The sequence below is a fragment of the Modicisalibacter radicis genome (assembly GCF_900961225.1).
Taxonomy (GTDB): domain Bacteria; phylum Pseudomonadota; class Gammaproteobacteria; order Pseudomonadales; family Halomonadaceae; genus Modicisalibacter.
Window position 1 is genome coordinate 174,236 of sequence record NZ_CAAHFN010000076.1, and the last position, 19,678, is coordinate 193,913.

The 19,678-nt window shown below is 66.2% G+C and carries 16 protein-coding genes; 4 read left to right on the plus strand and 12 right to left on the minus strand.

The annotated features are described in order from the left end of the window. Positions 1-126 precede the first annotated feature (126 nt). The 5 genes from HR9077_RS14815 to HR9077_RS14840 all read right to left on the minus strand — a co-directional run bounded on the left by HR9077_RS14815 (position 127) and on the right by HR9077_RS14840 (position 6,834). Positions 127-1,626 carry a CoA-acylating methylmalonate-semialdehyde dehydrogenase gene (locus HR9077_RS14815; protein ID WP_136067764.1) on the minus strand — a complete coding sequence of 500 codons (1,500 nt, stop codon included), beginning with the start codon at positions 1,624-1,626 and terminating at the stop codon, positions 127-129. 54 nt (positions 1,627-1,680) lie between these two features. Next, the gene (gene aptA / locus HR9077_RS14820) at positions 1,681-3,048 is read right to left on the minus strand and encodes an omega-aminotransferase AptA (protein WP_136067765.1); all 1,368 of its coding nucleotides are present in this window, start codon (positions 3,046-3,048) and stop codon (positions 1,681-1,683) included. A gap of 114 nt (positions 3,049-3,162) precedes the next feature. Next, entirely contained in the window at positions 3,163-4,347 is a 1,185-nt protein-coding gene (locus HR9077_RS14825) for a sulfotransferase family protein (protein WP_168380962.1), read from the minus strand. After that, positions 4,344-5,060, minus strand: coding sequence for a hypothetical protein (locus tag HR9077_RS14830; protein ID WP_136067766.1), 717 nt, complete (start codon positions 5,058-5,060; stop codon positions 4,344-4,346). The genes HR9077_RS14825 and HR9077_RS14830 overlap by 4 nt, the downstream gene beginning before the upstream one ends. Before the next feature lie 175 nt (positions 5,061-5,235). After that, positions 5,236-6,834 (minus strand): arylsulfotransferase family protein, encoded by a 1,599-nt coding sequence (locus HR9077_RS14840; RefSeq protein ID WP_168380963.1) that lies wholly within the window; start codon positions 6,832-6,834, stop codon positions 5,236-5,238. 296 nt (positions 6,835-7,130) lie between these two features. On the opposite strand from HR9077_RS14840, the gene HR9077_RS14845 reads away from it, so the two are divergent. Beyond that, a complete protein-coding gene (locus HR9077_RS14845; protein WP_136067769.1) occupies positions 7,131-8,873 on the plus strand; it encodes a SulP family inorganic anion transporter in 1,743 nt (580 codons plus the stop codon). Between the two features lie 9 nt (positions 8,874-8,882). Here HR9077_RS14845 and HR9077_RS14850 read toward each other — a convergent pair whose 3' ends face one another. From HR9077_RS14850 to lhgO, 7 genes are all read right to left on the minus strand, one after another. Beyond that, complete coding sequence (locus HR9077_RS14850; protein WP_136067770.1) at positions 8,883-10,004, minus strand: ABC transporter ATP-binding protein; 1,122 nt, start codon at positions 10,002-10,004, stop codon at positions 8,883-8,885. 22 nt (positions 10,005-10,026) lie between these two features. Beyond that, a complete protein-coding gene (locus HR9077_RS14855; protein ID WP_136067771.1) occupies positions 10,027-10,905 on the minus strand; it encodes a carbohydrate ABC transporter permease in 879 nt (292 codons plus the stop codon). Then, a complete protein-coding gene (locus HR9077_RS14860) occupies positions 10,898-11,827 on the minus strand; it encodes a carbohydrate ABC transporter permease (protein WP_136067772.1) in 930 nt (309 codons plus the stop codon). Before HR9077_RS14860 ends, HR9077_RS14855 begins: the two co-directional genes overlap by 8 nt. 64 nt (positions 11,828-11,891) lie before the next feature. Further along, positions 11,892-13,145: an ABC transporter substrate-binding protein gene (locus HR9077_RS14865; protein ID WP_136067773.1), complete on the minus strand. Its 1,254-nt coding sequence runs from the start codon at positions 13,143-13,145 to the stop codon at positions 11,892-11,894. 319 nt (positions 13,146-13,464) lie between these two features. After that, positions 13,465-14,847: an ATP-binding protein gene (locus tag HR9077_RS14870; protein WP_136067845.1), complete on the minus strand. Its 1,383-nt coding sequence runs from the start codon at positions 14,845-14,847 to the stop codon at positions 13,465-13,467. Between the two features lie 71 nt (positions 14,848-14,918). Further along, complete coding sequence (locus HR9077_RS14875; RefSeq protein ID WP_136067774.1) at positions 14,919-15,632, minus strand: response regulator; 714 nt, start codon at positions 15,630-15,632, stop codon at positions 14,919-14,921. Positions 15,633-15,783: 151 nt separating this feature from the next. Next, on the minus strand, positions 15,784-16,980 hold the full coding sequence (lhgO, locus tag HR9077_RS14880) for an L-2-hydroxyglutarate oxidase (RefSeq protein ID WP_136067775.1): 1,197 nt from the start codon (positions 16,978-16,980) through the stop codon (positions 15,784-15,786). Between the two features lie 197 nt (positions 16,981-17,177). On the opposite strand from lhgO, the gene HR9077_RS14885 reads away from it, so the two are divergent. The 3 genes from HR9077_RS14885 to HR9077_RS14895 all read left to right on the plus strand — a co-directional run bounded on the left by HR9077_RS14885 (position 17,178) and on the right by HR9077_RS14895 (position 19,652). Then, the gene (locus HR9077_RS14885; RefSeq protein ID WP_136067776.1) at positions 17,178-17,726 is read left to right on the plus strand and encodes an isochorismatase family protein; all 549 of its coding nucleotides are present in this window, start codon (positions 17,178-17,180) and stop codon (positions 17,724-17,726) included. Positions 17,727-17,865: 139 nt separating this feature from the next. Then, positions 17,866-18,585, plus strand: a complete 720-nt coding sequence (locus tag HR9077_RS14890; RefSeq protein WP_136067777.1) for a lipopolysaccharide kinase InaA family protein — start codon at positions 17,866-17,868, stop codon at positions 18,583-18,585. After that, positions 18,582-19,652, plus strand: coding sequence for a glycosyltransferase (locus tag HR9077_RS14895; RefSeq protein ID WP_136067778.1), 1,071 nt, complete (start codon positions 18,582-18,584; stop codon positions 19,650-19,652). The genes HR9077_RS14890 and HR9077_RS14895 overlap by 4 nt, the downstream gene beginning before the upstream one ends. Positions 19,653-19,678 lie beyond the last annotated feature (26 nt).

Below are 19,678 nucleotides of genomic sequence, written 5' to 3' on the forward strand. Positions count from 1 at the left end.
AGCCGATATCGGCCTGGCGGGAGGTTGTCCGTAGTGAACTTTGGCCTGTGAGACTATCGTCGGGCCACCGGACAGCGGGTTGGCGAGCCGGCCCGCAAGCGGACCGGCGCATCCCGGGTTCGTTCGTCAGTGGCCGCCGGAGGGAAAGTTGAATTCGGCCTGGGTGGTTTCGAAGGCCGATGGCCAGCGCTGCGATACCGCCTTGCGGCGTGTATAGAAACGCACCGAATCGGGACCGTAGGCATGCAGATCGCCGAACAGCGAACGCTTCCAGCCACCGAAGCTATGGTAGGCCACCGGCACCGGCAGCGGCACGTTGATGCCCACCATGCCCACTTCGATGCTGTCGGCGAAACGCCGCGCCGCCTCGCCGTCGCGGGTGAACAGGCAGGTGCCGTTGCCATACTCGTGGTCGTTGATCAGCTGGATGGCCTCGTCCAGGCTGGCGACCCGCACCACGCACAGCACCGGGCCGAAAATCTCCTCGCGGTAGATACGCATCGTCGGCGTGACCCGGTCGAACAGGCAGCCACCCAGGAAGAAGCCGTTCTCGTGACCGGCCACCGTCAACCCTCGCCCGTCGGCCACCAGCTCGGCACCGCTGGATACGCCCTCCTCGATGAACCCCAGCACCTTGTCGCGATGCGCGCCGGTCACCAGCGGTCCCATGTCGAGCCCCTTGTCGGTGCCCGGGCCGATCTTGAGCGCGGAAATCTTGGGCAGCATCGACTCGACCAGCCGATCGGCAGTCTCGTCCCCCACACAGACCGCCACGGAGATCGCCATGCAGCGCTCGCCGCAGCTTCCGTAAGCGGCGCCCATCAGGGTGTTCGCCGCGTTCTCGATATCGGCATCGGGCAGCACCACGGCATGGTTCTTGGCGCCGCCGAGCGCCTGCACCCGTTTGCCGTTCGCCGCTCCCCGGCTGTAGATCGATTCGGCGACCGGGGTCGAACCGACGAATGACAGCGCCTTGACGTGGGGCGACTCGATCAACGCATCGACCGCCTCGCGCCCGCCGTGGACCACGTTGATGACGCCCTTGGGCAACCCGGCCTCCTGTAGCAACTCGGCGATCGCCAGTGCCGAGCCTGGATCGCGCTCGGAAGGCTTGAGAATGAAGGTGTTGCCGCAGGCGATGGCCATCGGATACATCCACAAGGGTACCATCGCCGGGAAATTGAACGGCGTGATGCCCGCCACCACGCCCAGGGGCTGGAAATTCGACCAGGCATCGATCGCCGGGCCGGCGTTATGCGAATACTCGCCCTTGAGCAACTCGGGCACGCCGCAGGCATATTCAACGTTCTCGATGCCCCGACGCAGTTCGCCGCCGGCGTCCTCGAAGGTCTTGCCGTGCTCTTCGCTGACCAGATAGGTCAAGCGTTCGGTATTTTCCTCGAGCAACTGCTTGAAACGGAACATGACCTGGGCGCGCTTGGCCGGCGGCGTATCGCGCCACGCCGGGTAGGCGGCCCGCGCCGCGGCGATCGCGCGTTCGACGGTTGCGGCATCGGCATCGGCGACCCGCCGCACGACGGCGCCGGTGGAGGGGTTGGTCACCTCGAGCGTCGCGCCCGGGGCATCGCTCGGCTCGCCGCCGATCAGATGACTGATGAATTCCATACAAACTCCTTGCTGATTGTTCAGGTCCGCCGCTTGCGGCAAGGCCCCGCGGCTTCAGGCCAGCTTGTCGAGGCTCGTGGCGACGGCGTCGAACAGCCGCTCGAGCTCCGCCTCGGTGGTGGCGAACGGCGGGCCGAACTGCAGGGTATCGCCGCCGTAACGCACGTAGAATCCCGCTTCCCAGAGCGCCAGCGCGGCATCGCGTGGGCGAATCGCCGGGTCGCCCTCGCGGGGTGCCAGCTGGATGGCCCCGGCGAGTCCGTAGTTGCGGATGTCGACGACGTGGGGACGGCCTCTCAGCGCGTGCAGGCGGTCCTCGAAGGCCGGCGCGATGGCCCGCACCTGAGCGGGGAAATCCTCGCGTTCGAACAGTTCGAGCGCCGCCAGGGCGGCCGCGCAGGCCACGGGATGGGCACTGTAGGTGTAGCCATGGGGAAATTCGATGCCGTGAGCCGGCCCGCCGGCCTGCATGAAGGTCGCATGGATCTCGCGCGAGGCGATCACCGCGCCCATCGGAATCGCGCCGTTGGTGATCTGCTTGGCGACGTTCATGATATCCGGCGTCACGCCGAACGCCTCGGCCCCGGTCGCCGCACCGCAGCGGCCGAAGGCGGTGATCACCTCGTCGAATATCAGCAGGATATCGTGCTCGTCGCAGATCGCCCGCAGCCGCTCCAGATACCCCTTGGGCGGCACGATCACCCCGGCTGAGCCCGACATCGGCTCGACGATCACCGCGGCGATGTTGGAGGCGTCGTCGAGCGCGATCCGGTCGAGCAGCGCATCGGCGAGCTCGGCGCCCTGCTCGGCCTGGCCGCGGGTAAAGGCGTGGCCCGGCTGCAAGGTGTGCGGCAGATGGCCGAACTCCAGCAACTGGCCATAGTGCTTGCGATTGGCGACGATGCCGCCGGCGCTGGTGCCGCCGATGTTGACGCCATGATAGCCCTTGAGACGGCTGATCAGGCGGGTCTTCTCGGGCTTGCCCTTGAGCCGCCAGTAGGCGCGCGCCATCTTCAGCGCGGTATCGGCGCTCTCCGACCCCGAATTGGTGAAAAAGACGTGATCGAGCCCCTTCGGCGTCAACGCCGCGACCCGCTCGGCGAGTTCGAAGGCCAGCGGATGGCCGACCTGAAAACTCGGCGCGTAATCGAGGCGACCGAGCTGGCGTGCCACCGCCTGCTGGAGCGCTTCGCGGTTATGCCCCGCGCCGCAGCACCACAGCCCCGATAATGAATCGAACAGCCGTCGTCCGCGGGTATCGATCAGATAGCGTCCTTCGGCGCCGGCCACCATGCGCGGGTGGGCGCGAAAGTCACGATTGGCGGTAAAGGGCATCCAGTAGGCGTCGCCGAGCGTATCGGGGCCATCCTGGGATCGGGCGTCGGCCGCCCTGCCGTCCGTCTGGGAGTCGAGGCTGAACATGGCTGCTTCCTGTTGTTGGTCGTGACCACGAATGAGGGCTCGAGAGACAGCTTGGCCCAGCGCAAAGCGTTTGAATACTTGAATGTATCAACCTTCACATTGGAAACTGTAAACCTAACCGCGACACTCGGCCCCGTCTTCACCGCCACGCGCACCGGCGTAACCGAACGACGCCGCGACCGGGCCGGTCAGTTCCTCGATCAGCGCTCTTTCCCGGTCGCTGAAGTCGGGCCGGTAATAGCCGGGAAAGTGCAACCGGGACGCGCCTCGGGCGAGCGCCTCGCTATCGATTCCCAGGCCACAGTGCGCGTATACCGCGGCCAGCGTCTCGGCGGGGCGTTCGCACAACGTTTCGTAGCGCACGATCAGGCAGGCTTCGCGCAGCGCCGCATCCGCCGCCAGGGTAGCGGCAACGTGACGATAGAGACCGGCCCAGTAATGCGCCCACCCCGCCACCTCCTCGCCGGCGCGCCACAACGAAGCGATACGCGCCGCCAGGTCGTCGTCGCCGACGTGGATGGCACGCCGGTCGAGGCCGAACTCGAAGTGACCGACCCGGCGCATGTGCTCCAAGGCACGCGGATGGGCGGTTTCGCCACGCACGAACAGCGCCTGCTGTTTCATCAGCGAGGCGATGTGCCAAAGCGGATCGCGGATCGCCAGCACGAAACGCGCCCCGGGGTACAAGGCATGCAGGTAGCCCAGACGCACCAGGTTGTAGTTGCCCTTGGCGACGTAGCGCTGTCGATTGCGAACGGCCAGCAGCTTGCGGATGTGTTCGTCGTAGAACCGGGCAAAGGGCGGGTTCTCGGTACGGCGATCAAGGGTCGCGCAGCGCCCGGGATCGTGTGCCGTGGGGAAGAAAGTCATCCACAGCATCTCCTCGAAGGCTTCGGGACTCTGCGCGGTCACCGCGATGCCATCGTTGTGGGCACGCTGTCTGGCCCGGTCGCCGGTTTGCGGGACCAGCGCCAGCCAGCGGTTCCACCAGTAGGGTGTGGCGACCAGCGGGAAGTCGATGTAGCGATGGCTGCCCACGGCCGGATGCTCGGCCAGCCGTTCGAGCAGGATCGTCGTTCCCGATCGCGCCAACCCGGCGATGTAGATCGGCCGGTCGACTACGCGCTCGGCGATGGCCTCCTGGATCATGCGCGTTTCCAGATTGCCCAGCCGAATCATCGCCCGTGGGTGGCGATGCAGCCAGCCGCCCAGATGATGTATCCAGCCGGGCACCGCGAAGCTTGCCAGCGCGTCCGGCGAGCCGCTTGACGGAGGGCGGGAGCGCCTGGAATCGCTCATTGCACTTTCGCCCAACGGAACATCAGCAAGGAAACGATGAACATTACCGGGAAGAAGATCGTCAGCCAGCTGCGCATCCAGCCGGGGCCATGGGCCAGATACTCCTGTTCGGGCAGGGCGATCTCGATACGTTCGACCCCGCTGTCTGCAGGCAGGTAGCCCAGCGGATTGGCGATCAGCCAGTTCCACCAGTGGCGACGCTCGACGACCGGTACCGGCGAGGAAACCAGCACATCGGCGAGCAGCGCTTCTCCCTGGCGCACCTGGACGCGAGGCACTTCGCCATCCGTCAGCCAGCGCGATTCGAGGCGCCCCGGCGAAGCCGTCACGCTGGGGACCTCGCCGGCGGCTGGATAGTCGCGCGCGTAATGGCCGTCGAGCCACACCAGCAGCGCCAGCAACGGCAGTATCGACAGCAGCGTACCGGGAAGCACCAGGCCCAGATGACGGAACGCCGCCACGAACTGGGCGCGGATCAGCGGGCCGGCATCGCCCAGCTCACCCTCGAAGGCATTGAGGCGCTGGCGGGCTTCACGCGCGGCACGCTTGGCGCGCCCGATACGCTGCTGCGGCGACATCACCTTGTAGAGCATCAACGTGCCGGCGCCAGCCAGCGCCGCCCAGCAAGCCAACCGCCAGCCAGCTGGCAGGGCCATCGCCATCGCGGCATCGATGGCCCCGAAAAAGGGTCCGGGTAGATCGAAAAGTCCCATTCAGCGCCCTCGTCGACGCGTGTCGCAAAAAAGCGGGTCCCGGCCCGGCCAGCGCCGCGATGAGCGTTGCCGGGCCGGGAGCGGACCTCATCACCGCGGCGGGACCGGGGGCTTGTCGGACGCTGCCTCGGCGACGCCCTGCGGGCCGGCGTCGCCGGTTCGCGCGGCGGCCAGCTCATCCGCGTGACGCGCCCTGCGGCGACGGCGCATGCGCCGGATCGGCCACAGGATCACGAACAGCACCGCGACGCCGATGGCCGCGACAAGCCCCCACAGGGCACCCAGCAGGCTGAGCCCGGCGCCCGGACCGACGTAGGCCTCGGCGGCCAGGGGCAGCGTGGCGACGATGGCGAGCGGCAGCAGTGCCAACTGCCGTCGGTTCGGCTGGAAACGAGAGTGACTGCAAAGAGAGTGCTTGGCTTGACGCATCATGGGTTTTCCTCCCAGGTGTCGCGAGAACGGCGCGGAAATCCGCGTCGAAGGCTTCCGGAGCGATGCGCTGGCCTGATGAGACAACGGGGATGAACTGGTCCTTGTCCCCCCCGCGAACCGGATTGACGAACTCCCAGACGAGCGATCCGTCGGGGCTCACCTCCAGCAGTCGACCACCATCCGACTCGGTGATCAGACGGTTGCCGTTGGGCAGCGTTTCGGCCGCCCCGCGCAGACCGCTGTCGAATGGATGAGTGTCGTCCCCAGTATAGCGCCAAACCACGGCTTCGCTCGCGGGGTCGATTTCCATCAGCCGTGTGCGATTGCCGGGCTGGTAGTTGCCCAGGTTGTCGAAGATCGTGATATGGCCGTTCGGCAACGCCCGTGCATAATGCTGCCCCAGCCAGGAGCCGCGCGTCGCCCAGGTCATCTCGCCGCTGGCCGGGTCGACCAGCGCGACGCTGCCGGGATGACGGAACGACAGCAGGACTTGCCCGGGCCGATTGGCGGCAGGCGCGAAGGCGGCCGTGGTCGCCTCGTCGAGAAACTGCACGCTGTTGGTATGCAAGGGGTCCGCGGTGGCGAAGCTGGGCGTCGAGTACAGCATGTCGCCGAATGGCGAGGCGAGGAAGCCGTGAAACAGCGAGTGGCGGCTCAGCTCCCGGCCATCCTCGCCCGCCAGCACCACCAGAAAGTCATCGAGCCAGGGCTTTTGCAGCTGGGCGAAGGACTCCACGGGCTCGTCGGTGAACTGGTGCGTCAGGGTGATGACCCGGCCGTCCGGGGCGATGTCCAGGTCGTGGTGGACGTGGGCCGTGTAGCGCCAGATCAGCTTCGAATCGCGGTCGATCTTGACCAGCCCATAGCCCCAGGGCGTGTCGTTGGCGGCGATGTAGATCGCCACCAGATCGCCGTTGGGCAGAACGCGGGCCTTGCGCCAGTACATCAAGTCGTCGGGCTGCGGCTCGCGACCGCTGGGGGTTTCCTGCCAGACCGCGCTGAACGGCAGCTCCCAGCGATGCACGACCTCGCCGGCCATGTCGACCAGCTGCGCGTAGGTGCCGTCGCCGGAGGTATACAGGGTGTAGCCCTGATAGGCGCGCCGGGGGTCGTGGATCGTCACCCCGCGATCGTCGCGCCGGGCGCGTCGCCACAGATCGGTCTGGGTATAGGGGTCGACCACGGCGCGCTGGGCACTCAGCGCCTTGGCGGCCTTGAAGGCATCATTGAAATAATCGTAGGGGAATACCTTGGCCAGTGTGACGTAGGCTCCGCCCAGGAAAGAGAGAAAGGCGATTGCCACGCAGAACACCACCAGTCCGGCACGATCCGTCTTGTCCATATCCAGGCTTCCCCAGGGCTTCCATCGACCGAGTGCCCTGGCACGCATGCTTGTCGCTACGCGTCGCGATGCCCGGGCATTTGCAGCATAGGCGATCGGCGTACAAATGCCCGACTATTCATGCCCGGCCGCTAATCAAGCTGTCTCCTGGCGCGCTCCACAGCGCCGCCGGCCTTGCACCGCCTCGGGCAACCCCTCATCATTTCCACGGAATTCGCCGTACCCCTTCGCCAGCCGAGGCACGCGTGCCCCTTGCGGACGTACGTCAATCGCAAGCCTGTTGCCACGAGATACCGATGCTCAAGCGTTATCTGCCCTTTCTGCAATGGCTGCCCCATTATCGGCGCGAGCTGTTCAGCCATGACCTGATCGCCGGGCTGATCGTCGCGATCATGGTGATCCCCCAGTCGCTGGCCTATGCCCTGCTGGCCGGCCTGCCGGCGGTGATGGGCCTGTATGCCAGTATCCTGCCGGTCTTCGCCTACACGCTGTTCGGCTCGAGCCGCACCCTCGCCGTGGGCCCGGTGGCGATCGTCGCGCTGATGACCGCCGCCGCGCTGGCCGGCATCGCCACACCGGGCAGCAGCGAATACATCGCCGGCGCGCTGGTGCTGTCGCTGCTGTCGGGCGTGATGCTCACCGTGATGGGCTTGCTGAGGCTGGGGTTCTTCGCCAACTTTCTCAGTCACCCGGTCATTTCGGGTTTCCTGTCTGCCTCGGGGATCCTGATCGCCGCCAGTCAGGCCGCTCATCTGCTGGGCATCGAAGGCGCGGGCTTCACCCTCCCCGCCCTGCTCGGCAATCTCGCCGGCCAGCTGGACGCCACCAACCTGCCCACCCTGGCGATCAGCGTCTTTGCGCTGGCCTTCTTGCTGGGCATGCGCCGCCACGGCCGTCGGGGCCTGAAGAAAATCGGTCTGCCCGCCAAGCTTGCCGACCTGATCGCCAAGGCCGGCCCGGTATTCGCCGTGGTGCTGACCACCCTGGCGACCTGGAAATTCGACCTGGTGTCCGACGGCGTCGCCGTGGTCGGCGAAGTGCCCGCGGGGTTGCCGCCCCTGACGCTGCCCGATTTCGCCCCGTCGTTATGGTACTCGCTGCTGGTACCGGCGCTGCTGATCAGCATCGTCGGCTTCGTCGAGTCGGTGTCGATGGGCCAGATGCTCGCCGCCAAGCGCCGCGAGCGGATCTCGCCGGACCAGGAACTGATCGGCCTGGGCTCCGCCAACCTGGCCGCCGCGTTTACCGGCGGGATGCCGGTCACCGGCGGGCTGTCACGCACGGTGATCAATTTCGACGCCGGTGCGCGCACCCCCATCGCCGGCGTCGTGGCGGCGCTAGGCATCGGCCTGGTCACGCTGTTCTTCACCCCGCTGATCCGCTACCTGCCGACCGCGACCCTGGCGGCGACCATAACGGTGTCGATTCTGACCCTGGTGGACATTCCGGCGATGCGCCGCACCTGGCGCTATTCGCGCAGCGACTTCGCGGCCCTGCTGGCGACGCTGGTGCTGACCCTGGTGGAGGGCGTCGAGACCGGAATCATCGCCGGCGTCACGCTGTCGATCGGACTGTTCCTGTACCGTACCAGCCGTCCGCACAGCGCGCTGGTGGGGCGTGTGCCCGGCACCGAGCACTTCCGCAACGTCGCCCGCTACCAGGTGGAAAGCCACGAACAGGTCGCCCTGCTGCGCATCGACGAAAGCCTCTACTTCGCCAACGCCCGTTATCTCGAGGACACGCTGTATGCGCTGGTCGCCGAACGCCCGCAGCTTCGTCACACGGTGCTGATCTGCTCGGCGGTCAATCTGATCGACGCCTCGGCGCTCGAGAGCCTCGAGGCGATCAACGCCCGCCTCAAGGATTCCGGGGTCACGCTGCATCTCGCCGAGGTCAAGGGGCCGGTCATGGATCGCCTCAAGCACAGCGATTTCCTCGACACGCTGACCGGCCGGGTCTTCCTCAGCACCTATGCGGCCTGGAGCGAACTGCGCCCCTCCATGACGGGCAGCAGCGAACCCATCCGCCCGCTCGGCTAGCCGCGCCGCCTAGGCCAGGCGGCTTTCGGTCTCCGGTTCGAACAGCACCGCCCGGCTCATGTCGACACGCAGCGCGATCGGCTCGCCGGGTACCGCACGGCTCTTGGGGCCGAGCCGCACGGTGATTTCGCTCTCGCCCAGAGCGACTCGCAGCAGCAGGTCGGCGCCGGTCGGCTCGACGACCGTGGTGGTGGTGTTGAGCAGCGTGCCCTCGATCCGATCGCCGAGTCGTGCATCCTCCTCGCTGAAATGCTCGGGACGCAATCCCAGCGTCACCGGCTCGCCGACATGTCGGACCAGCGCCGGCGTTTCGCGCTCCGCCGGCCACGGCAGCACCAGCGGCTGTTCGCCACCCACATCCACGCTCAGCCGATAGCTGCCGGGCTGACCGGCCAGGGTGGCGCGAATGAAGTTCATCGACGGCGAGCCCATGAAGCCGGCGACGAAGATGTCGGCCGGATCGTTGTAGACCTCGTCCGGGGTGCCCAGCTGAAGAATCCTGCCGTCGCGCATCACCGCGATGCGGTCGGCCAGCGTCATCGCCTCGATCTGATCGTGGGTGACGTAGACGATCGTCGTGCCCAGCCGCTGGTGCAGCTTCTTGATCTCGGTGCGCATCTCGACGCGCAGCTTGGCGTCGAGGTTGGACAGCGGCTCGTCGAACAGGTAGATCTGCGGCTCCCGCGCCAGCGCACGGCCCATGGCGACACGCTGGCGCTGGCCGCCGGACAGCTGCGACGGCTTGCGATCGAGCAACGGCGTGATCTGCAGCAGTTCGGCGACCCGCGCCACCGCCTCCTCGCGCTCGGCCTTGGGCACCTTGCGCACCTCCAGCCCGAAGACGATGTTCTGGCGCACCGTCATGCTCGGGTAGAGCGCGTACGACTGGAAGACCATGGCGATGTCGCGCTCGGCCGGCGTGCGCCAGGTGACGTCCTCGCCACCTATCAGCATCTCGCCGGCGGTGACCGGCTCCAGGCCGGCGATGGCGTTCATCAGCGTCGACTTGCCGCAGCCCGACGGCCCCACCAGGATCAGGAACTCTCCGGAATCGATCGCCAGCGAGATGTCCTTGAGCACCTCGGTGGTGCCGAATGTCTTGCGTACGTTGCGAATTTCCAATGCGGACATAAAAACCCCTGAAACCCTGTGCTCAACCCTTGACGGATCCCGCGGTCAGCCCGCGCACGAAGTATTTGCCGGCCAGGACATAGACCACCAGTGTCGGCAAGGCGGCGATCATCGCCCCCGCCATGTCGACGTTGTACTCCTTGACCCCGGTCGAGGTGTTGACCAGATTGTTCAGCGCCACCGTCACCGGCTGCGAGTCGAACCCGGCGAAGGCCACCCCGAACAGGAAGTCGTTCCAGATCTGGGTGAACTGCCAGATCACCGATACCGTGATGATCGGCCCCGACACCGGCAGCAGAATCCGCCAGAAGATACGGAAGAACCCGGCGCCGTCGAGCTTGGCGGCGGAGATCATCTCGTCGGGGACCGAGACGTAATAGTTGCGGAAGAACAGCGTGGTGAAGGCGATGCCGTAGACCACGTGGACCAGCACCAGTCCGCTCGTCGAACTCGCCAGGCCCAGCCAGCCCAGCGTCTGGGCCATCGGCATCAGCACCACCTGGAAGGGAATGAAGCAGCCGAACAGCAGCATCGCGAAGCACAGGTTGGCGCCGCGAAAGCGCCACTTGGTCAGCGCGTAGCCGTTGAGTGCGCCGACCAGCGTGGAGATCGCCACCGCCGGGATCACGATGCTCACCGAATTCATGAAGTAGCCCGACAGGCCCTCGCAGCGCATCCCGGTGCATGCCGTGCCCCAGGCCTTGAGCCAGGCCGCGAGGGTCAGCGAATCCGGCAATGAGAGCAGCCCTCCGGCGCGGATCTCCTCGAGCGGCTTGAGCGAGGTCAGCACCATCACCACCAGCGGCAGCAGATAGACCAGCGCCATCACCAGCAGCAAGGCATACAGTCCCGCGCGCAGCAGGCGGGCGCCCGGCGTGCGGCGCCGAATGATGTTATCCATGCTTGCTCCCTCGCAATTCGGAATACAGGTACGGCACCAGGATCGCCAGCACCCCGCACAGCATCATGATCGCGCTGGCCGAGCCCAGGCCGATCTGGCCGCGGGTGAAGGTGTGCGCGTACATGAAGGTCGCCGGCAGGTCGGTGGCGTAGCCCGGCCCGCCACCGGTCAGTGCCATGACCAGGTCGAAGCTCTTGATCGCGATGTGCGCGAGAATCATCACCGCGCTGAACACCACCGGCCGCAGGCAGGGAATCACGATCCGCCAGTAGACCCTGGGCAGACTCGCGCCATCCAGCGCCGCGGCCTTGAACAGGCTGTCGTCGATGCTGCGCAGCCCGGCCAGGAACAGCGCCATGACGAAGCCCGAGGCCTGCCACACGGCGGCGATCACCAGCGCGTAGATGGCCATGTCGGGATCGACCAGCCAGTCGAAGGTGAAATCCTCGAAGCCCCAACCGCGAACCAGCGACTGGATGCCCAGGCCCGGGTTGAGGATCCAGCGCCACACCACACCGGTGACGATCAGCGAAAGCGCCATGGGATAGAGATAGATGGTACGCAGCACGCCCTCCTGGCGTATGCGCTGGTCGAGCAGGATCGCCAGCACCAGCCCCAGGATCAGGCAGATGACGATGAACAGCCCGCCGAATATCACCAGGTTGGTGGCGGCTACGTTCCAGCGTTCATTGGCGAACAGTCGCGCGTACTGTTCGAAGCCGACGAAGTCGTACTGCGGCAGCATCCGCGACCCGGTCAGCGACAGCACGAACGTCCAGATCATGTAGCCATAGACGAAGAAAAGCGCTACCGCGAAGGATGGGGCGACCACCAGTCGTGGCAGTACCCGCTCCAGGGTGCCGGACAGCGAATGCCGGCCCGCGTTCGCGCCTCGGCGCGGCGGAGAATCGGTTTGCGACATCACAGTGTCCTTGAACGAAACGACATGAGCCGCCGCTCGCGTCGCGCGAGCGGCGGAGGCAGGATCAGCCCGCGGCGCGAACCGCGCTGGCCAGACGCTCGGCGGCGGTTTCCGCGGTCATCTCGGGATCGTTGAAGAAGTTGGTGATCACGTCGAAGACTGCGCCCTGGACGCTCGCCGACACCGCCATGCCGTGCGCCAGGCTGGGCACCAGGCCGTCGCCTTCGCTCGCTGCATCGAAGGCCTTGCGTGAATCCTTGGCACACGAATCGAAGTCGTCCAGCGGCACGTCGAGCCGCACCGGAATCGAGCCCTTGGTCTTGTTGAAGGTGGCCTGGAAGTCCTTCGACAGGATCAGGCTGGCCAGGTCCAGCTGAGCCTGCTTCTTGCCCGCGTCATCGACCTCGAACATGACGAAGCTGTCGACGTTGTAGGAGAACATGTGCTCGGTCATCGGCGCCGCTTCGCACAGGTAGTCCTCGCCGGCGGTCAGGCCGGCGGCGGTGAACTCGCCCTTGGCCCAGTCGCCCATGATCTGCATCGCCGCTTCGCCGTTGATGACCATCGAGGTCGCCTGGTTCCAGTCCCTGCCGGCGATATTCTGGTCCATGGTCCCGCGCAGCTTCTTGAAGGTCTTCAGCGACTCGACCATGGTGTCGCTGGTCAGCGCCTCGGGGTCGAGATCGACGAACGCCCGGCGGTAGAACTCCCCGCCACCGATACCCATCATCACTACCTCGAAGACGGTGGCGTCCTGCCACGGCTGGCCGCCGTGCGCCAGCGGGATGAAGCCGGCCTCACGGATCTTCTCGGCGTCGGCGAAGAACTCGTCCCAGGTGGTCGGCAAGCCCTCGATACCCGCCTTGTCGAGCACCTCGGGATTGGCCCATAGCCAGTTGATGCGATGAATGTTGACCGGAACCGCGGCGTAGTGCCCCTCGACCTTGTCGTCGGCGGCGAGCTGTGGCGTCAGGAAGGAGTCCCAGTTCTCCTGCTCGGCGATCTTGTCGATGTTGCCAAGAAAGCCCATCTCGCCCCACTCCTGGATCAGCGGCCCCTTGATCTGGGCCACCGCCGGCGGGTTGCCGGAGATCGCCCGCGACTTGAGCACCGTCATGGCACTGTCGCCGCCGCCGCCGGCCACGGCGAAATCCTTCCAGGTATGGCCTTTCGCCTCGAGCTTCTGCTTGAGCATGTTGGCGGCCTTGGCTTCCCCGCCGGAAGTCCACCAGTGCAGGACCTCGATTTCGGCGGCCTGGGCCTGCGAGACGGCGGCGGCCAATGCCGCGCCGACGGCCAACGTATGGATCGTTTTCATGGCGTGAGACTCCTTGATTGTTATGCGTTACAGGCACGGACCGACCGCGAGGCAACGGCGCCTCGCCCCTTGCGGAAGCAGCGGGATGGAGTCGATCGGTGCAGCGCGGGCGTGGAATGCCCTCGACCGGGCGAAGCGCCCGCGACGGATGCCGGGAAGGCGAGAAGCATGGCGGATCCTGCAAGCGTGTCGTTTTGTGATTGTCGTTCGGCGTCCTGGCGTGACGCCTCCTCAGAGGCTAGCGCATGACAGCGGCGCCGGGGATTACCAATCACTGCAAAGCATTGCCGAATCTTACACCGCTGTAATAAACCCGCTTTCAGCAGGGTAACCGCACAACGACCATCAGCCCGCCGGCCGCCGCCTGGTCGAGGCCGATGTCGCCACCATGGGCGCGCGCAATGTGGCGGGCGATCGCCAATCCCAGGCCGCTCCCCCCGGTGTGCCGGCTGCGCGACGGTTCGAGGCGCACGAAGGGCTCGAAGACCCGTTCGCGCTGCGCGACGGGGATGCCCGGGCCGTCATCGCAAATCGTGATCGCGATTGCGTCCGCGCCACGACTCAGCGAGACATCGACGCGTTGCGCGTAGAAAACCGCATTCTCCAGAAGATTGCCCAGGCAGCGCTTGAGCGCCAGCGGCTTGGCCTCGACCACCCCGGCTCGTCCCCGCACGTCGATCGCGCCGCCGAACAGCGCCAGTTCCTCGGCCAGGGTCGCGATCAGCGCATCGAGATCGAGCGGTTCGGCCTGCTCGTGCAGGTCGAGGCCCTTCACCGAAGCCAGCGCGCCCTTGACCAGCTGGTCCATCTCGTCGAGCGTGCGCACGAAGGCTTCGCGCTGCCGGGAGTCGTCGAGCATCTCGGCGCGCAGCCGCAGCCGGGTGATCGGCGTCTTGAGGTCATGCGAGATCGCCGAAAACAGCCGTTCGCGTTCGTCGACCTGCTGGCGGATCCGCTCGCTCATGCGGTTGAACGCGGCGGCGGTATCACGCAATTCCCGCGGGCCCCGCTCGGCCAGGGGCGGCGACTCGAGATCGTCGCCCAGGCGTCGCGCGGCACGCGCCATCACCGAGAGTGGCCGGGTCAGCCAGCGAATCCCCAGCAGCGACAAGCCGATCACGGTCACCAGCACGGCCAGCGAGACGAACAGGCGATCCCCGGAAAGCCAGGCCGGCTCGTCCAGCAGTCCGGCCATCGGCAGCGTGGTCGCCACATACAACCAGCTGTTGCCCTCGAGCGGCATCTGTACCACCAGTATCGGCGTCGACAGGGGCGCCATGGCCAGGCTGCGATGCGCCCAGTGCGCCGGCAGCTCGGTCAGCGGGACCTCGTTGTTGAAGACCCTGAGATCCTCCGGCCGCGAGAAACCGATATACAGCTCCTGGCGCCCCAGTTCCCGCTCCAGCCCTTCGCGCAGATTGCCGGCGACCAGCTCGCGGGCCCGGCCGCCATCGGTGCGCTCCAGGGCGATACGGTGGTCGTTGACGCTGACGAAGAAGCGCGTGCCGCCCATGTCCCGCAATTGGTCGAGCACGATGTGTCGATACTCGTAAGGCAGCGAGCGAAAATAGCGCACCGTGGCCGCCAGGCTATCGGCCAGGTTGCGCGACAGGCTGTCCAGTTGCGCCAGGCGTTGACGATCCTGCTGCCAGCTCCACAGGCCATAACTGGTCACCTGTGCGCCGAGCACGCCGAGCAGCATGATCAGTACGAACCGCCCGCGCAGGGTGCGGGGACGGAACCAGGCTCTCTCCCCGGCCCGAAGCCTGCCTTTCACCCCAGCGTTTCCACCGGCGCGGCGAGCACGTAGCCCGCCCCGCGCACGGTACGGATAAGCTGCGAATGCTGGGCATCCTCACCGAGACGCTGGCGCAACCGGCAGATGTGCACGTCGATCGAGCGATCCAGCGGCGGCGCTCGCCGGCCGCGGCTCAGATCGTAGAGCTGCTCGCGGGACAGTACCTGCTCGGGATGGTCGAGAAAGACCCGCAACAACAGGTAATCGGCGCCGGACAGCGCGCTGCGCTGGCCATCATGGTCGACCAGTTCGCGGGTGATGCGATCCAGCCGCCAGCTGCCGAAACGCACCATCCGGGCCGATTCCGCCGGCGCCACGCGAACGCGGCGCAGCACGGCCTTGATGCGCGCCAGCAACTCACGCGGATTGAAGGGCTTCGCCAGGTAATCGTCGGCGCCCAGTTCCAGGCCGAGAATCCGATCGGTCTCGTCGGCGCTGGCGGTAAGCATGATGATGGGCACGTCACTGGTACGACGCAGATCCCGGCACAACGACAGGCCGTCCTCGCCGGGCATCATGATGTCCAGGACCAGCAGATCCGGCTTCTCCCGCCGCAACAGGGCGTACAGCGCGTCGCCATCTTCGGCGAGCAGCACGCGATAGCCCTGCCGCTCCAGGTAATCCTGGAGCAGCTCGCGTATCTCGAGATCGTCGTCGACCACGACAACGGTCGAGGCATGCATCGTCATGGTGATGGGTTTCCTGCGACGGCCGGCGATGAGCGGTGTTGTTATCGATGCGTTACGAAGAGCGATCATGCGGCGCGGCACCGGGGGCTTCAAGCCTGGCGGGACAAAGCTCGACCAAAGTGCAACCCCCGGCGGCCCCGCCGCGCCCTGTTCAGGCCTCGACCAGCTCCCTGACCTTGGCAACCACGTGCGCGCCGATGGGAAGCGCCGATGTCGCGGCCGGCGAAGGGGCATTGCAGACATTGACGGTACGCTTGGTGTTGACGAAGCGAAAATCGTCGATCAGCTTGCCATCGTCGGAAACCGCCTGGGCACGCACCCCGGCCGGATGCGGCTGAAGATCGTCGCGGGTCAGGCCCGGACAGTACTTGCGCACTTCCTTCAGATAGCCCTTCTTGAACAGCGAATTCTTCATCTCGATCATCCCGGGACGCAGATTGGCCATGAGCACCTTGAGCACGCCGGGATTGGCGAGCATCGTCAGGCTGTCGCGCAGCGATACGTCGCGCTTGTGATAACCCTCGCGCTTGAAGGCCAGCACCGCGTTGGGCCCCACCGTGACGCTGCCATCGATCATGCGTGTGAGATGAACGCCGAGAAACGGCATCGACGGATCGGGGATCGGATAGATCAGATGATTGACGATATCGTCATGGGCCGCGGGCAGCCGGTAGTACTCGCCGCGAAACGGGCAGATCGTGAACCCCGGCCTGACACCGAGCATGCGCACCACGCGATCGGCCATCAGCCCGGCACAGGAGATCAACCGGCGTGTGGTGAAACTCCCCCGGGAGGTCTCGACCACGACCTCCTCGCGACGCTCTTCGAGCCCGGTCACCGCCGTCGACAGGCGGATCTCGCCTCCGGCCGCTTCGAAGCGCCTGCCCATGGCCATCGCCACCTGCGCGTAATCGACGATGCCGCTGGACGGCACAAAGATGCCGCCGACGCCGGTGATGTTGGGCTCCCGCTCGCGCAGCGCCTCGGCCGACAGCCACTCCCGCTCCAGGCCGTTGGCCGCGGTGCGCTCCCACAACGCCTGCATGCGCTGCATCTCGAGTTCGTTGGTCGCCACCAGCAGCTTGCCGCATACCTCGAAGGGAATGGCGTGCTCCGCGCAGAACGCCTTGGTCGCGCGATTGCCCTCCAGGCAGAAACGCGCCTTGTGGCTGCCCGGCGTGTAATAGACACCGGCATGGATGACGCCGCTGTTGTGGCCGGTCTGGTGCCGCGCCGGACCGCTCTCCTTCTCGATCAGCAGCATGCGTCGATCGGGATAGGCCTCTTTCAACTGCATCGCGGTGGAAAGGCCCAGGATACCGCCGCCGATGATGATGAAATCGTACACGTGCGCCTCTAGGTCGGTTCAAACCATGACGAATCGAATCGTCAGTCGTAGCGAGTCTATCCTATCAGCGACGGCGAGCGGTCCTGTTGCATCGATCTGATCCCCGGCTCGCTCGATCCCGCCGGTGATCGAACTTGAAAAAATCCGCCACGGCGGCCACACAGGAATCATCCATGCACTTCAGGAGGTAGCCGGTCATGCCATCCACCGCCTTGCTGCTCGTCGACATCCAGAACGATTTCTGCGCCGGCGGCACGCTGGCCGTGCCCGACGCCGAGACCATCATGCCGGTCGTCAACCGGTGGATCGAACGCGCTCGCCAGGCGGGCTGGCCGATCATCGCCAGCCGCGACTGGCACCCCCGGGAGCACTGCAGCTTCGCCGCCCAGGGCGGTGACTGGCCGGAGCACTGCGTTCAGGACACGCCCGGCGCCGGATACCATGCCACCCTGCAACTGCCGGACGAGGCGATCCGCGTCAGCAAGGGCTGCGCTTTCGATCGCGACAACTATTCGGCCTTCCAGGGAACGGGGCTGGCCAGCTACCTGCAGCGTCACGGCATCACGTCGCTCAAGGTGGCCGGCCTGGCCCTGGATGTGTGCGTTCAGGCCACCGTCCGGGAAGCCCGCGAGCACGGCTTCGAGGTGACGCTGATCGCCGCCGGCACCCGCGCGGTGGAGCCCGAGCACGCCGCAGCCTGCAAGGAGGCGCTGCGCGACCTGGGGGCGACGATCGATGAGTCGTGAAGGCATGGGCCGCTCGTTCGAGCCCCTGAAGCGCCCCAATACTGGCGCTGGATGCCCCGGCGCCCCAGAGCCCGCTTGACTTTATTCGGCGCTATCACGACGATTGCCGCTTCCTTTGCAAGCTCGTCGAGCGAAATCCATGCCCCTTCATCGAGTCAGCCTGGACGGCGTGCCGCGTTGGTACCTGATACGCGATCTCGCCTCGTTGCCGACACGGGCCTCCCTGAGCCACCCGCCGGCGATGGCCACGCTCGAAAGGATCGGCAGCAGCGCCTTCTATCTCGATGAAACCGGCGGTTCGCTCTACAAGCTGGTCCGCGACAAATACGACTGGCGCCAGCAGAGCGCAAAGTGGCTGTTCCGCGATCTTCTGGACAAGCGTCTCTCCGGCCGCTCTGCAGCGGCGCGCGAATACCGCAGCAACCGCATCATTCGCCGCGCCGGCCTGAGGACCATCGCTTGCAGGGCCTACGGGGTGGCGGTGAACCCCGGCAATCCACTGGGTTCGCTGTATGTCATGGAATATCTCGACGGCGCCCGTTCGGGAGAGCGCCACTTCCTTGAACAGGACGAGGCCGGGCGGCGCGATTTTCTGCGCCGCATGTGCGATGAAGCCCTTCGCCTGATCGCGCACGGCTATGTCCATCGCGACTTTCATTTCGGCAATGTGCTGGTCGACGCCCAGGGTGAACTGATCTGGATCGACACCCATGTTCGGCGACTCCCGCGGGCCCTCGCCCGTCGCCAGGCCTGCCTCGAGGCAATGCTCAGCCCGACCAAGCTACAGGGCGAGACGTACCGCCAGCTCGCCCACGAGCATATCCGCGGTGCACTGACAACTACCAAGGGTTATAGATGACCGCCAAACGCTTCGCCTTCGTCATCGAGGATCTCTACGGGGGTGGCGCCGAGAAATCGCTGCTCTATACCGCCGACGGGCTGCGCCAGCGCGGCAATCGGGTCAAGGTCTTCATCCTGCGCGACCGGATCGAGCATCGCATCCCCGAAGGGCTGGAGATCGTCGATCTCGAGGCCGTCAACCGCTTCACCAAGCTGTTCTCCAACCCGCTGGTCGAGCGATGGCAGGCAGGTCGCATCGCTCGTGCCCTGGACACCTTCGCCCCGGACGTGATCATTTCCTGCTCCTGCGACAAGATCACCCGCCACCTGCGCTATCCGAACCTGCACTTCTGGATCAAGAGCGACATCTCGGCCAAGTTCAGCGACCCCAAGCAGCGCGCCAAGGCCTTCGCCAAGGTTCACCGCTTCTATACCGGGCGCAAGGTCATCGCCGTCTCCCAGGGCGTGAAGGACAATCTCGTCGAGGTCATCGGCCTCGAGGCCGACGAGATACGCGCGATCTACAATCCCTACGAGCAGGAACCGTTTTTGGCGATGGCCGACGAGCCGGCGGCCCTGCCCGAAGGCGACTACCTCATCAACGTCGGTACCTACGAGCCGCGCAAGCGTCACGACCGGCTATTGCGCGCCTACAAGGCCAGCGGCGTGAGCACGCCGCTGATGCTGCTTGGCAAGGGCAAGGGCGATCAGGAAACGCGTCTGCGAGCCCTGATCGACGAGCTCGGCCTCGCCGGGCGGGTCATCCTGCCCGGCTACCAGACCAACCCCTACCCGTTCATCCGCCACGCCAAGGCGCTGGTGCTGAGCTCGGATTCCGAGGGGCTGCCCCGGGCGCTGATCGAGGCACTACTGCTGGGCACGCCGGTGGTCAGCGTCGATTGCCCGTCCGGCCCCCGCGAGATCCTGCGCGGCACACTGGCGCCTTTTCTGGTGCCGAGGGAGGACGAGGCCGCGCTCGCCGAAGCCATCGCCGCCATGGACGCCGCCCCGATCGAAGTCACCGAAGCGCACTACCGGCCCTTTCTCAAGCAGACCGTGCTGCCGCAGTTCGAGGCGCTCGAGTGATCCGTGCCCTTTCACACCGCGCCCCA